The organism is Dyadobacter pollutisoli, from assembly GCF_026625565.1.
Lineage (GTDB): Bacteria > Bacteroidota > Bacteroidia > Cytophagales > Spirosomataceae > Dyadobacter > Dyadobacter pollutisoli.
This window is the reverse complement of record NZ_CP112998.1, coordinates 3,386,444-3,402,199: the sequence shown is the minus strand read 5'-3', so window position 1 is coordinate 3,402,199 and position 15,756 is coordinate 3,386,444. Positions and strand designations below refer to the sequence as shown.

Below are 15,756 nucleotides of genomic sequence, written 5' to 3'. Positions count from 1 at the left end.
AAGGGATCATCTCCACAAAGTTTCCCGATATCTACAGTATTTTCTTAGAATTTTGTCTTTTTTTTCAATGCGCTTGTTGGGGAAAGGTAAGAGTGCAATTTTTGGCTCAATCAATTATAATCATCCAAGACCCAAGGAAGTATTTAACATGGAAAATCAGAATGAGATCTCTCGTAAGGAGTTTATCCGTCAGGTAGGTATTATCGGCGCTATTTCTTCACTATGGCCTTCCGGGCTGATGGCAGAAGGATCAGCGGGAAAAAAGGTCCGTGTCGGTGTGATCGGCTGCGGCAGTGTTTCAACGCAGTATCTTCCTCATTTGAGCAAATCCCCTTTTGTAACCCTGGTTGCTACCTGCGATATCATTGAGGAAAGGGCCAAGGCAGCGGCTGAGAAATATTCGATTGCCAACTACTATACTTCCATCGAGAAGATGATTGCAGGGACAGAGTTCGACCTGATGGTGAACCTGACCAATATGCAGGAACACGGACGGCTCAATAAGATAGGATTGGAAAATGGCAGAAATGTTTGGAGCGAGAAGCCGATGGCCAATAGCTATGCGGAGGGAACGGCGCTGCTCGCCCTTGCCCAAAAGAAACAATTGAAGATCTGGGGCGCGCCAGCCGTTATACTGAGCCCGCAGTTCGCCTTTATGTCAAAAGCGATACAGGAGGGTAAACTCGGCAAGGTTTCGGCTGCACATGGACATTATGGTCATCAGGGACCACATTGGTCAGCTTTTTTTTACGAGAAACTGGGAGGGAGTATGCCCGACCTGGCGGTCTACAATATGGCTACGCTGACGGGGCTACTCGGGCCGGTTAAGTCCATTGTGGCTATGCTCAATATCATTACCCCGACAAGGAAAGTCGACAACCGTCCCAATCCGATTACGGTGGAGGCAGAGGATAACAGCATGGTACTGATGGAGCATGCCAGCGGCGCTCTTTCGCATGTCCAAAGTGGTTTCAACTATTTTGATCCTCATGGCCACGAAGGCAGCGGACAGGATAAACCTACCGTTTCAATTTGGGGTACCAAAGGGAATATGCAGCTGATCGGATACGACTGGGCGCCGGCGGGTGTGGATATGGCCACCGAAGGTCATGAAAAGACGGAACGTTTTGCGACTGAAACAGGCTCGTTCGTGTGGCAGCAGGGAGCAAGCTATATTTCCGAGACGATGTCTAATGGGGTAGATCCTGTTATCACAACGCTTCATTCTCTGCATGTGCTGGAAATTATTGAGGCAGCCAGAAAATCGCAGCAGACCGGCACAAGGGTTCAGTTAAAGTCGACCTTTAAATGGCCATTGCTTTAATGTTAATACATTGCCGAAGCCTGCTTTACCCCGAGAATAAATGAAAATAACTGTCTTTGATGACCACCAGGCACTGTCGTTTCAGGTCGCCCAGATGATGGTAGCGCAAATAAAAAACAAGCCGGATTCGGTTATATGCCTGGCGTCGGGGGAAACCCCGTTTCTGGCCTATCATTTACTGCCGACGCTGCTCTTGGACGAGGGCGTCGATCACCAGCAATTTACATTGATCGGCCTGGATGAGTGGGTAAACATTCCCTCTCAGAATACAGGAAGTTGCAGCTATTTTCTTCATACAACTCTCATTGGGCCGCTCAAACTTTCATTGAGTCAATTCAAATTGTTCGATGGAATGGCTCCGGACTTGCAGACAGAATGCGACTCGATGGACGAATTTATAAGTAAGCGCGGCGGGATCGATCTTATGGTGGTGGGCATCGGGATGAACGGGCACATTGGTTTCAACGAACCTGGTGTCTCTACCGAACTTTACGCACATGTTATCGACCTGGACGATACCACCCAGACTGTGGGGCAGAAGTATTTTGCGGATAAAACTACCCTCGGGCAAGGCATTACACTGGGTTTGAAACATCTGCAAGAGGCAAATGCAGCTATACTGATGGCTTCCGGGGATCGTAAGGCGCATATTATGAAAGCAACGCTGGAAGGACCGATAGATCCCTTGATACCATCGACGATTATAAGGAACCATCCGAACGGATTGGTGATGCTCGACCAGAAAGCGGCCTCACTCTTAACTCCGAACGAATGATGGCCTGGACAGGTCTTTCTGTGGCCAACCAGCTTCGGCTTTTGTATTTACTGGTTATATGCTGCACAGCCGCCTGGTTGCCCGTATTTGCCGATGACCTGAAATCCAGGGGCTTTTCGGGAATGGAAATCGCCATGATCATTAACATTACCCCGGTTACCATGTTTGCCATTCAGCCGATCTACGGGTTTATGGCCGACCGCATTGGTTTTCGGAAATGTATGCTGGTCTCCACCTTGCTGGCGGCGGTTTCCTTCCTGGCTTACCTCAAATGGGACTCCTTCACCGCAATGGTGTTGATTACCATTTGCATGTCAGTTTTTTACAACGGGATCCAGCCGACGCTGGATAGCCTCACACTGGAGCTGACGGAAACCTCTGCCTCTTTCAACTATGGCTCGATCCGTGCCGCGGGAGCAGTCGGTTGGGCGGCAACGGGTATTGTCACAGGATACTTTATTGATCAGGTTGATACGCGCGTAATCTATTTTTTTTCGGCAGGGAGTTTGGCGGTTGCATTCCTGGTCTCACTATGGCTACCCCATTCCATAAGCGGCGCTCCTGAGACCAATGCTTCGATCTTTAAAAGTATCCGGTATTTGTCGGACAAAAAATTGCTTTTCTTTTTACTGATCGTTGTTGCCGTATCGGCTTCTGTGACGACCATCTGGAATTTTTACTCTATTTACATGAAAGAGAACGGGGCGTCGGCTTCCCTGGTAGGAGTAGGCTTGTCGTTACAGGGGCTGTTTGAAATACCGTTTTTCTTTTACTCTGTCAGTATCCTCAAAAGGCTGGGCATAAAATGGACACTTTTGGTCTGCATTGGCGCCTCGGCTTTGCGGATGCTGTTGTACAGTATCGTGGACGTCCCGGAATGGGCCATTGGAATCGATGTCCTGCACGGCCTGTCCTGGTCGCTTTTCTGGGTGGTTTGTGTTGAATACACTAACCTGCTCGTGAAAGCTGAGCTACGGGCGACAGGCCAGTCGTTGCTGTATGCTGCTTACTTTGGTATCGGGGCGGTTTTAGGTAATTTCTGGACTGGTTATCTGTATGAGGCCCATTTGCGTGTTTCTTCCATCTTTTTCATCAATGCCATTGTAGTCGCCTTGGTTTGCGTGTTTGCTGCGATTTTTATCAAAGAGCCATCCCCCGATCTGGAACCGGCTTAATAAAGCCTAACCAGGTTCTGCTTTCTAAAATTTAGAGGGGTAGTCCCCACGATTTTTTGAAACTGCTGGTAGAAATTGGTGATGTTCTTAAAACCACATTCCAGACTAATTTTATCGACATTATACTGCGTTTCCAGGAGCATCTTCTGGGCCTGCTCGATACGGATCTCGTTCAGAAACTGAATGACCGTTTTGTGGGCCCGCTCTTTGAAATATCGGCAAAATGCCGTGAGGGACATATTGGCAATGTCTGCAACTTCTTCCAGCCGCACTTCATTTTTGTAATTCATGATCAGGTAGTCCAGAACGCTGTCCAGCTTAGCCATATCATGGTGGTCGACCTTCTGGCGGTAATGGGCAGAACACAAGTAACGGTAGTCGGAAGTTTCGGCAAGCTCTTTGAGGACATTCAAAAATGAAACGAGCTGGTCCGGGCCTGATTGCTGGTAAGCTTCCAGGATCATTTCCCCAACCCGCTTGGTAATCTCATAACCAAACTGGATCCCGCGCTGCGCGCGTAGAAACAGTTCCCGCACCGGCCTCATTTCTTCATACAATAATATGTGGTCCAATTCAGTCTCCTTGACAACAATATACATGGCGCCGGCAAGCTGCGTGTTCTTTTGACCAAAATGACCTTCCCCGCTCTTCCAGACATGGGCAAGGTTGGCGCCTACCATCACCAGTTCGTTCGCCTGAAATGCCTCAATGCTGTCGCCGACAAAGCGTGTCCCTGAGCCGCTCGTAAGTAGCATAATCTCGATTTCGGGATGGAAATGCCAGGGGACGATAAAGTAAGGGCGGGATACCTTGACAATATCAAAGGCCTTGCTTTGTGGAAAATGAATCTTGATAAACCAGGGATTCTTCATAGTTGAAAACGGGGCCGACAAGCAGCTTCTAAATACTTCGCCATATTAAAAACAAAATCTGTATAACGGATTTTTTATCCCTAATAAAGATAAAATAAAGAAATAACTGGATAATAATAATAAGACGATGCAGGAGGGTAATAGCGAATTTTAACCTCACAATTGAATGCTGTTTCAAAGCGCTTACAAACCATCCGAGTGAATATGATAAAAAGATACCGATTCAGGTTTTTGTTTCTTTTATTGCTGATGCCCGTCCTGACATTTGCACAACAGCGAATGGTGACCGGCACAGTACTGGACTCCCAGAATAACCAGCCCTTGCCGGGAGTTAATGTGATCAACAAGGGTACGACCAATGGCACTTCCACTGACAATGAGGGACGTTTTAGCATCCAGACTGACGCGAATACAATACTGGTGTTCTCTTATGTTGGTTACGCAAGCAAGGAGGTACTGCCGGGAAACCAGACCCAGCTGAAAGTTTCTCTTGACGCTGACGCCAAGGCACTGTCCGAAATGGTGGTGATCGGCTACGGTACGGTTCAAAAAAAGGACCTAACCGGTGCCGTGTCACAAGTTTCGTCAAAGGATTTTAATGCAGGTATTAATCCTAACCCGTTGCAGGCGATACAGGGGAAAGTGGCGGGTTTGAATATCACCCAGCCATCAGGCGACCCTAACCAATCGCCCACGGTTCGTTTGCGCGGGTACACCTCACTGGCGGGCGGCAGCGAACCATTGTATGTAGTCGACGGCGTGATTGGGATTCCTATTAATAGCATATCACCATCGGATATCGATCGTATCGATGTTTTAAAAGATGCCAGCGCATCTGCTATTTATGGTTCGCGTGCCGCCAATGGGGTGGTGATCATCACAACCAAAAGAGGGCAGACCGGCAAATCGACGCTGACCTTCAATAACTATGTCGGGATGGAAACGATCTCCAAAAGCCTGGACCTGATGAACGGCAATGAATACCGCGAACAGGTACAGCGGATCAAAGGTCCGGGATCGCTGGACGATAACCTCAAATTTCCCAAGGACCAGAGCGGAAACGGCTACAATACGGACTGGATGAAACAAATATCGCGCACGGGCTATACCAAAAGTAGCGAAGTGGCCCTTTCTGGCGGTAGCGACAATTTTTCTTACAGAGGTTCGCTCAACTATGTCGATCGGGAAGGGATTATCAAAAACACTGGTTTTAACCGCGTGACAGGCCGGATCAATGTAGATCAGAAGGCGTTGAACGAGAAGCTGAAAATCCAGTACAACCTGACACTCTCCAAGACGGAGTCCGATCTGGTCAACAATGGAGTGATAAACCGTGCTGTGCTTTTCTTGCCCACATTACCAGTGCGCAATCCCGACGGTACCTATTACGAGGTGGACGGTAGCTTTGATCTGTACAATCCTGTTGCGATGCAGAACAACTTTCAGGACCAAAGTAAAAATCATGTCCTGATCGGGTCAATGAACCTGAACTACGACCTCACCCCGCATTTTAGTTTGGGGGCCAATGGAGCTTATCGCTATGAAAATACTGTGGAGAGCCAGGCTTATAATATGGCCGTCAAGGCATTTAAAGGGCAACTTGGTGAAGCTTCCCGGTCTACGGACCAGCACAACGACAAGCTGCTGGAACTTACCGCGAAGTATAACCGCAACTTTGGCAGTAATAGCAGCTTCAACCTCCTTGGAGGTTATTCCTATCAGGAAGTAGCCAATGACGGTTTTGGGGCGAAAAACAATATAGGTGATCCTTCGCTGGAAGATATCGACCTGTACGGGCTTTACGGATATAATAACCTGGGCCGCTACCAGGGAACACTTATACGAGGCCAAAACAACTATGCAACTTCGTTTGCCAATTCGTATAAACTCATTTCGTTTTTCGGGCGGACTACCTTTAACCTGCTGGATAAGTTCAATGTCACAGCGACATTGCGCCGGGATGGTAGTTCCAAATTCGGGGCTAACAACAAATGGGGACTTTTCCCGTCGATAGCCGGTGGATGGACTGTATCCAACGAGGCGTTCATGGCGGGCAACAAAACATTGAACTACCTGAAACTGAGAGCAGGGTGGGGAAGGACCGGTAACTCAGAAGGTATTAATCCCTATAATTCACTGCTGCTTTACGGCCCGTCCACTAACAATTACTATGATCCCGTTCTCAAAAATTACCTGCCGGGCGTGGATGTAATACAGAACAGCAATCCAGATCTGAAATGGGAGGTGCTCTCGCAGGTAAATCTAGGACTTGATTTTGAGTTGTTTAATGGAAAACTGTCCGGTACGCTGGAAGTGTACGACAAGCGTACCAATGATATGCTCTACAACTATTCAGTTGCGCAGAACGGTGTTGATATTTTTGTTGGGAACATCCTTAAAAACGTAGGTCAGATGTCCAACAAAGGCGTCGAGCTTTCGCTGGGCGGGACGCTTGTTGAGCAGAACAATTTCAGGTGGAGGTCCAATGTGGTCGGCTCTGTTTTTAAAAATAAGATCGTTCGCCTGAGTGATCAGAATTTTGATTCGGGACAAATTTTGTATAACAATTTCGATGGTCGCGGGCTCGGACTTATCACAGCCTCCGAACTGCGGGAAGGCCGCCCGCTGGGTGAGTTTTATGTACCCAAATTTGCCGGATTTGATCAGGACGGAAATATCACTTTCGAGTCGGAAGATGGCGGGCAAACGGCTGATTACAGCAAGGCGAAAAAGTTTGAATCCGGTTTAGGTATCCCAAAAGCAACCGTTTCGTGGACAAACAACCTGGCCTACAAGAACTTTGACCTTTCTTTCCAGCTTCGTGGGGTATTTGGAAATAAGATCCTGAATAACCTGCGCTCAAACCTGACCTTGTCAGGCAGCGTTTTGGAGAACAATATGATCCGCGATATCAGCAGCTTTCCTGCCAATTACAGTACCCCCGCATTATCGGATTACTGGTTGGAAAGCGGAGCATTCGTAAGGCTGGACAACTGGCAGGTAGGCTACAACATTCCCGGTAAAGGATTACTACGGAATGCACGGGTTTATGTTGGCGGAAACAACCTGTTTGTACTCACCAAATATACCGGAGTAGACCCAGAGCTGGCTGTGAACGGGACCATAGCGGTCAATCAGCAGCAGCCTGCCAGCATTGGCGTAGATTCTGGTTACATCTATCCAAAAACCAGATCGTTCCAACTGGGGATAAACCTTTCATTCTGATCAAAATGGCATTTAAGCAAATCAATAATATGAGTAGCGTTAAAAAAATCGGCGCCAGATCAATAGCTGTCTGGACCGCATTGATTTTCATCATGAGTTGTACCAACCTGGATGAAGAAGTTAAGGATCAGGTCGAAAGAGATAAATTCGGTGTGTCACAGGGACAGCTGAACACATTGATAGGACCTCTGTACGGCGGATTGGGTGACTACTGGAACCGGTTCGAGCTCTTGAACTGTGTTACCGACGAGGAACTGGCGCCTACACGTGGGGGCGACTGGGGGGAACCGGAGTGGAGGTTTATGCAAGAACATACCTGGCCGACCAATTTTTATGCATTCGATAATCTTTGGAGCTGGATCTATTCCAACATAGCCAAGATCAACGAGAAGATCACCAACCCAGGGTTCGCATCTCCCGAAGTCCAGGCCGAATTGCGCACGCTTCGGGCATTCTATCACTATCTGGCCTTGGATAATTTTGGTAATGTGATCATCGCCACCACGATTGGGTCCGACAAGTCGGGACAGCGGACGAGGAAAGAGGTTTATGATTTTGTAGAAAAGGAATTGCTGGAATCTTTGCCTAACCTTTCGACAGATGTCCGGTCCAAATATGGTAGAATGTCGAAATATGTGGCACATATGATCCTGGCCAAACTGTACCTGAATGCGCAAGTGTATACCGGCCAGCCTCAATGGGAGAAGGCGATCGAACAATGCAATGCCATCATCGACTCGCAGAAGTTTACCATATCTTCGGATTTTTTGTCAACTTTCAGTGTGAACAATGAAGATGCTCCGGAAATCATTCTGTCTACTCCTTACGACAAGTCTAAACGCACGGGTTTCTATGCGCAGATCGCCGGACTGCATTATCTGCACCAGTTTACCTACGACCTCGGTTCAGCGCCCTGGAATGGCTATTGCACCACAGCGGAATTTTATGACAGCTTTGAAACGGGAGATCAAAGACGCGCCATGTGGCTGACCGGGCAGATTTACAGTTCGAGTGGGGAAGCATTAAAAGACGATGGTGTTCCCGCGATTTTGACAAAAGAAATACCAGCATTTAAAATGGACGCCGGGCCCAAAGCAAGGCTTGCCGGGTACCGGTCGGTTAAATACCAGGTAGAAAAAGGTGCGACCTTTGATATGAGCAACGATTTTGTGATTTACAGGATCTCAGATGTTTACCTGATGCGCGGAGAAGCGAATTTCAGGCTAGGCAAAACGCCAGCAGCCCTCGCCGATATCAATGCGGTCAGGACCAAGCGTGGTGTGGCGGCATTCACTACACTTACCGACGCTAACATCCTTGCCGAAAGAGGCCGGGAGATGGCCTGGGAGCTGCACCGGAGACAAGACCTGATCCGGTTTGACAAATTTACAGCCGCATGGACATTCAAACCGGTAAGCCAGAAGTACCGCGAACTCTACCCGATTCCGATGAACCAGATTGCTCTGAATCCGCTGTTGAAACAAAATTCAGGATATTAGTGATCGGCTGAATGTTTTGTTTCTATATCAGAACTTGCATAAATCCCTGTCTGGCTTATCCTGGCAGGGATTTTTGTGCTATGTAATCAATGATTTCGGTCGGGTATTGCCGAATAGTTCTGCCTTTGCGATATAATGCTGAGGCGCTGTGAAAGACCATAAAAAATTACCGCCAATTTTAATTTGAAGTATAAACATCGTATCGTTTCTTATTAATAATAGTCTTTATTTATAACGTATGCAGGTTTCACATAGCCGCTATTTGCCAATATGAATTTATCGAGAATAATAAAGAGAAAGAGCTCCATAGTATAATTTTTAGGAGAATTTGAATTTCCCATTGCGGCTCAAAGGGGCCTAAACCGATTTATGTATAGAGCCCGAAAAATAAATCATTGCCGATGAGTGAGACTAATCAAGGTCTCTCAAAGTTACTTCGACGTTACCAGCTGGGGAAGTGTACTGAAGAGGACGCACGTGTTGTAGACCAATGGTTTAATGCCATCCATTATGACATAGCTGACAGGCCGTTGGGAGACGATGCGAACCAGATCAAACAACGGATATGGGAAAACATTCAGCTAGCCGACGCTGGTAAAGCAGATACATTCAGTCTTGTGGGAAAATGGTGGACCAGCTGGCGGGTAGCCGGTATTGCGGCCTGCATATTGTTCGTGATTGGATTGGCCTTTTATGAATTTCAATACAAGTCTGTTTTTGATCGAACAGGGATGGTTGGAGAATTGGGAATGAAAGTAATTTCCAACCATGGTTCGCAACCTAAGCAATTTCAACTTGCAGACAAGAGTTTGTTAACGCTTGGCCCGGGAAGTTCGCTCCGCCTGGCAGACGATTTTGGTAAGGCAAAACGTGACGTATATCTTAAAGGGTCAGGTTTTTTCGAAGTCAGCCACAACAAGGATAAACCCTTTGTTGTATACGCCGGTAAAATCGCCTCCCGGGTTGTGGGAACGAGTTTCAGTGTTAGACTTAACGCTGGCAATGTCGAAGTGGAAGTGGTTACAGGCAAGGTCATCGTTGAAAAAACAGGGGCGTCCGGTTCGAATGGGAAAAGTGTGGTACTGGTCCCTAATCAGAAAGTTACCTTCGATCAGGACAAGGATTACTTTATAACGGGGCTTGTGAAAGAGCCCGTTTTAATAGAACGGGGCGAAGAACTTGCTCCTGCAGCCGTATTTAATTTTGATGATGTACCGTTAAGCGATGTTGTCAGCGTGCTGGAAGCTTCCTACGGAATAAAAATTCTCGTCAGAAACGAGCAGATTAAAAGCTGTCCGATCCGGGCAGATCTTGGGCAGCAACCATTATATACAAAGCTTGACATCATTTGTGCAGCCCTTCAAGCGCACTACGATGTAAAGGGCACTACTATTATCATCAGTGGCGGACAATGTAATTAACACATCCATTTCACATCATACATAATATAAGGCTATTCCTAAACCCCTAACAATTTCTAAATCCTTACTTATCCTAAACCTAAATCCATTCCTAAATCTTTGACTATTCCTAAACCAATGTTCCGGTGCTGACCCGGTTTTCAAATCAGTAACTAATTCAGCTTTTGCTGATCCCATGCGCGTCGTTGTTACGCAACGAACAAGAGATTTTTCGCCCATTTTTTAAAAAAAGCGCTAACAAAAGTATGATGAGATATCTAAAAACCATATTAGCTCTTTGGACCATAAAAAGAATGCTTGGTCAGTTCCTAATCGTTGGATTTCTCGTAGGCAATAGTTTTACCAACCGGACCCTCGCCCAGGATCTTTTGCAGCGAAAAGTAACGATCTCCGTTAAGCAGAAGGAAATTAAAGAGGTGCTTTCTGAGCTGGAAGGCAGTATTGGGGTTAAATTTGTATATGGTTCCCGGTCTCAAAGTCATCGGAAGGTTACCCTTGATATTGTCAATAGACCATTGCGGGAGGCTTTGGAGACGCTCTTCAAGCCAGCAAAGATTAGCAGCAAGGTAATTTCCGGCAGAGTTGTTATCAGTATCGAACCATTTGTCCTTGAACCCTCTTCTTTGATCAACCCCGAAAATCAAATTCAGGAGCGTATCGTATCCGGATTGGTCCGTGATGAACAAGGGGAGGCTCTTCCAGGAGTGAGTGTAGTGATCAGGAATACGCAGCGTGGAACGGTTACAGATGTCGAAGGGAAGTATAGCGTTACGGTTCCGGAAGGCTATACCTCCCTGATATTCTCGTTCGTAGGTTACATACTGCAAGAGTTAAGCATTGGCAATCGGTCGGTTGTGGACGTTTCGCTTGAAGCGGACACGAAAGCGCTGGACGAAGTGGTTGTGGTGGGTTATGGTACACAGAAAATTGCGAACGTAACAGGCGCAGTCGCCTCTATTAGCAGCAAGGACGTAAAGGGTATACCCACTTCGAACCTTGTTACGGGTCTTGCCGGAAAGTTACCGGGACTCCGTGTGACCCAGAATTCGAGCGAACCAGGATCTTATAACACGCGGTTTGACATCCGGGGCTTCGGAAGTCCTCTTATCGTAGTCGACGGTTTAGTGATGGATGCGATTAATTTTGCCAGGATCAACCCCAATGACATTGCCGAAATTACTGTACTTAAAGACGCCTCGGCGGCTATTTACGGGGTGAAAGCTGCCAACGGGGTGATTCTGGTGACCACCAAAAAAGGGGAAGTTGGCAAGCCACGGATCAGTTATCTGGGCTATTATCAGATTAATAAAGTTACAAATACGCCACGGCCTTATAATGCATACGAGTTTGCAGTCATCAGTACCGAAAATGAAATCAATACTGGGCGTCCTCCGGGATCGACAACCTTTTCCAGGGAGGATCTCGAAAAATACCGTAATGGCACCAACCCAGGAACAAATTGGTATGGATTGGTAATGCGTGACCGCACACCTATGAAAAATCATACGGTGAGCGTTTCAGGAGGGAGCGAACACATTAAGTATTTTACTTCGCTGGGGTTTTTGGATGAAATGGGGTTATGGAAAAGCGGGGACCTGAACTATAAAAAATATAACGTCAGGTCCAATGTTACCGGCCAGATCACAGATGATCTGGAAGTAGTGGTTAGCATTGACGCGCTTCTTGACAATAAAAACGAACCCGGAGCACCGGCGTATGTTGACGGGGGAATTGGGGGGACGTACTTTTCGCTCTTTATGCAGAACCCCACGGTACCGGTTTACGCCAACAATAACAAAGACTACCTCAGTGACACTTTTGATGGACAACATCCATTGGCAATCACAGACGCAAGCATAGGCGGCTACACCAAGACAAAGAATAAGACGTTCCAGGGAAGTTTTGCATTAAACTATAAACTGCCATGGATTAAAGGTTTGACTGGCAAAGTTTTGTTTGGGGTTTACAATCAGGACCGGCTTTTGAAATCCTGGAAGCCTAAGTTTTTGATGTATACCTACAATAAGGAAGCGGACTCTTATATCAATTCCAGTACAAAGAATAATCCTTCGAACATGTCCGAGGATTATTCCACTTTTCAGAGAATAACCACACAGGGGCAGCTAACTTATAATACGGTTCTGGCTAAAAATCATAGCATTAAAGCCGCGCTTGTGTTCGAAGAAAGACGCGAGCAATCGGATAATGTCTTTGCGAAAAAAGAATTTGATCTGAACGTTGACCAACTTTTTGCAGGTCTGTCCAAGAATGCTGTCGTCAATTCGAACAACATTTTTAAAAATGGTAACCAGAATGTCATCGGAAGGCTCAACTATGATTTCATGGCTAAGTACCTTGTGGAATTTGGCTTTAACTACGGTGGATCGTCGAAATTTCCAAAGGGCAAGCGCTGGGGCTTTTTTCCATACGCTTCTGCGGGCTGGCGGATATCGGATGAAAGCTTTTTTAAGGATCTTGTCCCCGTTGTTTCCAATCTTAAACTACGCGCTTCGTGGGGAGAAATGGGAGATGACGGAGCCTCTTCCTTTCAGTTCCTGACAGGCTATACCTACCCACGGGGTAATTACTTTTTCAATGATGGAATTGTTTCCGGACTTGGCTTTAGAGGTATACCCAACCCCAATATTACCTGGTACACGGTTACTTCCAAAAACATCGGGGTCGACCTGGACGTAAACAACGGGATATTCAATATGTCCCTTGACCTGTTTCAGCGTGACCGGTCCGGCCTGCTGGCGACGAGGGTGCTGACGATCCCGGGAACAGTTGGCGCGAACTTGCCGCAAGAGAATTTGAATAAAGATCTGAGGCGAGGTTTCGAACTGGTACTGGGCCATGCTAAAAGAAGTGGTGATTTCAAATATTCCGTGTCCGGTACGATAACGTATACACGTGGCCGTATGTCCTACATTGAGAGAGTGCCTGACGCGAACTCTTATGTGAATTGGAGAAATAATATGACCGACAGGTGGGATAATCAGACTTGGGGCTATAAATATATAGGCCAGTTCCAGACTCAGGAAGAAATTCTGGGCTCCCCTCTGCAAGATAATCAGGGAAATAAAACGATGAGACCCGGCGATCTTAAATACGAAGACGTAAACAAAGATGGCATCATAGACGATATGGACGTTGTGCCGATTGGCAGGGGGAACATTCCTGATATTAACTTTGGAATTAGCGGATCAGCAAGCTACAAGCAATTTGACGCGAACATTCTTTTTCAGGGTGCATCTAATTTTAACTACAATTTCCAGTCAGGAACGTGGTATATGGGAGGACCTTTACCATGGGCAGGCCGTAATGGGTTAAGTTACTTTACCGACAGATGGCACCATGAGGACGTGTATGACGTCAATAGCCCCTGGGTTGCGGGAAGGTTTCCGTCGACAGGTTATCCGGGATCAAACAGGTGGAACTCAGAATTTTGGCTACAAAGTGCCAAGTACATGCGCTTGAAGAGCCTCGAAATCGGGTACACGATCAAGCCATCTTTGCCGGGAAGAATCGGAGCCGAAAACGTAAGGATTTATATGAGCGCTTTTAACCTCTTCACCTGGACGAAGTTAAAGTATGTTGATCCGGAACGTGGAACTGAGCTCACTTACCCGATTACCAAAAACTACAATTTGGGTGTTAATATAACTTTTTAAGAATTGTATGAAGTCTAGATTTTTACAAACCCTTTTTGCCTTGTTTTTGGGAAGTTTGCTGAACTCCTGCAATGACCAAAGGCTGGACATTAAGCCACTGGATGTGTTGTCAAACGATCAGGTTTTTCAAAGCGAGGCTGCAATCAATGCTTATATGGCCAGCTTGTATGACGCTATGCCGATGGAGGATTTTAATTTCGGCGGCTTTGCTAACAATACAGATGAAGCAGGGATCAGTATGTCGCCTTCCAACAGTGTGAGGGGCGGAACCAATTCACAATGGTGGGGCTATAACAATGTCCGGAATGTGAACAATTTTTTGGCGAACCTGCCTGCTGCCAAAGTTACTGAATCACTGAAAAAGAGCCTTGCAGGAGAAGCCAGATTCATTCGTGCATACTATTATCTTGCAATGGTGAAACGGTACGGCGGCATCCCGGTCATCAAGGAGGTTCAGAATTATACCGGAGATAATGTAGCCGAACTTCAGGTAGCACGGAATACGGAAAAGGAAGTCTACGATTTTATTGCCAGCGACCTGGACGAGGCGGCATCATTGCTTCCTGAAACCAATGTAAAAGGAAGAGTGGGTAAATATGCGGCGCTGGCGCTAAAATCAAGAGCGATGCTCTATGCAGCATCGTCGGCGAAATACGGGAATGTATTGCTTGGCGGTATACTGGGAATTCCATCTGCCGAAGCGAGCAAATACTGGCAGGCTGCTATGGATGCTTCCAAGGCTGTGATTGCTTCAGGCCGGTTCGTGTTGTATGACAAAAATCCCAACAAGCAGGCAAATTTTGAGCAGTTGTTTTTGGACCGCGAGAACCCGGAAGCAATTTTGTCACGTTTCTTTTCCTATCCCGACAAAACCCACAATTACGACCGTAATGTAATCCCTTTTGGTATACGTGGGCCTGACGGATATAGCTCGGGCGTGGGCCCGACGCTGGAACTGGTGGAGCAATACGAATATACCGACGGCACGCCCGGTACACTGAAAACAGGCACGCCCGAAAATCCGGTGTACTATACCAACCCCACCGATTTGTTCAAGAATTTTGACCCCAGAATGCGTGCGACGGTCATTGTCCCTTTTGATGAATGGAAAGGCAATGTTATTGACATACAAGCCGGAATTTACGACCAGGGCAAAAAGTGGGAAAGCGGCGATTATTCGGCGCTGTATAACCTGAGTACGCACCAGCCGGACAATACCAACGGAACTTTACATATTGTAGGTTTGAGCGGTTTTGGGACTGTGGGGTCTGAAAAGTCAGCGTCAGGATTCTATGTGAAGAAATATATGGACCCAAGCCTGGAACGGTCGAGGGTAAGAACACAAGGGTCGTCTCAGCCATGGGTTGAACTGCGATACGCGGAAGTATTGCTCAATTATGCGGAGGCTGCAATTGAACTGGGGCTTACCGACCAGGCCGGAGAAAAAATCAACTTGGTCCGTGCAAGGGCTGGTATACTTCCTCTTAAAAACGAGTCTGTTACGATTGATAAGGTCCGTCATGAAAGGCTTGTTGAACTGGCTTTCGAAAATCACAGATGGTGGGATTACAGAAGATGGAGGTTGTCCGATAAGTTGTTCAACAATACCAAGCCTACTGCTCTAAAACCTTACTACGACGTGGAAAAGAAAGCGTACCGTTTTGAGCGCGCGGTTAGTATTTCCTATAAAACGTTTGGTGTGGAAGTGTATTATGAGCGCATCGATCCGGCGGAGCTTTCCAAAAACCCCAAACTGGTACAAAATCCCAACTACTGACAGTTATTGACCCA

9 protein-coding genes are annotated in these 15,756 nt (G+C 46.9%); 8 read left to right on the top strand and 1 reads right to left on the bottom strand.

The window, feature by feature from the left end:
- The first annotated feature begins 148 nt into the window (after positions 1–148).
- From ON006_RS13850 to ON006_RS13840, 3 genes are read left to right on the top strand one after another with little or no spacing between them, the layout of a single operon-like run.
- On the top strand, positions 149–1,324 hold the full coding sequence (locus tag ON006_RS13850) for a Gfo/Idh/MocA family protein (protein ID WP_244820388.1): 1,176 nt from the start codon (positions 149–151) through the stop codon (positions 1,322–1,324).
- Positions 1,325–1,364: 40 nt separating this feature from the next.
- Positions 1,365–2,099, top strand: coding sequence for a 6-phosphogluconolactonase (locus tag ON006_RS13845; protein WP_244820387.1), 735 nt, complete (start codon positions 1,365–1,367; stop codon positions 2,097–2,099).
- Positions 2,096–3,274, top strand: a complete 1,179-nt coding sequence (locus ON006_RS13840; RefSeq protein ID WP_244820386.1) for an MFS transporter — start codon at positions 2,096–2,098, stop codon at positions 3,272–3,274. Before ON006_RS13845 ends, ON006_RS13840 begins: the two co-directional genes overlap by 4 nt.
- On the opposite strand, the gene ON006_RS13835 is transcribed toward ON006_RS13840, so the two are convergent.
- Positions 3,271–4,146, bottom strand: coding sequence for an AraC family transcriptional regulator (locus tag ON006_RS13835; protein WP_244820385.1), 876 nt, complete (start codon positions 4,144–4,146; stop codon positions 3,271–3,273). The genes ON006_RS13840 and ON006_RS13835 overlap by 4 nt on opposite strands.
- Before the next feature lie 204 nt (positions 4,147–4,350).
- Between ON006_RS13835 and ON006_RS13830 the strand changes: the two genes are divergently transcribed.
- The 5 genes from ON006_RS13830 to ON006_RS13810 all read left to right on the top strand — a co-directional run bounded on the left by ON006_RS13830 (position 4,351) and on the right by ON006_RS13810 (position 15,742).
- Positions 4,351–7,371 (top strand): SusC/RagA family TonB-linked outer membrane protein, encoded by a 3,021-nt coding sequence (locus ON006_RS13830; protein WP_244820384.1) that lies wholly within the window; start codon positions 4,351–4,353, stop codon positions 7,369–7,371.
- 5 nt (positions 7,372–7,376) lie between these two features.
- A complete protein-coding gene (locus ON006_RS13825; protein ID WP_267609986.1) occupies positions 7,377–8,870 on the top strand; it encodes a RagB/SusD family nutrient uptake outer membrane protein in 1,494 nt (497 codons plus the stop codon).
- Positions 8,871–9,271: 401 nt separating this feature from the next.
- Entirely contained in the window at positions 9,272–10,291 is a 1,020-nt protein-coding gene (locus ON006_RS13820; RefSeq protein WP_244820382.1) for a FecR family protein, read from the top strand.
- A 245-nt stretch (positions 10,292–10,536) separates the two neighbouring features.
- On the top strand, positions 10,537–13,965 hold the full coding sequence (locus ON006_RS13815; RefSeq protein ID WP_244820381.1) for a SusC/RagA family TonB-linked outer membrane protein: 3,429 nt from the start codon (positions 10,537–10,539) through the stop codon (positions 13,963–13,965).
- A 7-nt stretch (positions 13,966–13,972) separates the two neighbouring features.
- Positions 13,973–15,742 carry a RagB/SusD family nutrient uptake outer membrane protein gene (locus tag ON006_RS13810; RefSeq protein ID WP_244820380.1) on the top strand — a complete coding sequence of 590 codons (1,770 nt, stop codon included), beginning with the start codon at positions 13,973–13,975 and terminating at the stop codon, positions 15,740–15,742.
- Positions 15,743–15,756: the final 14 nt, after the last annotated feature.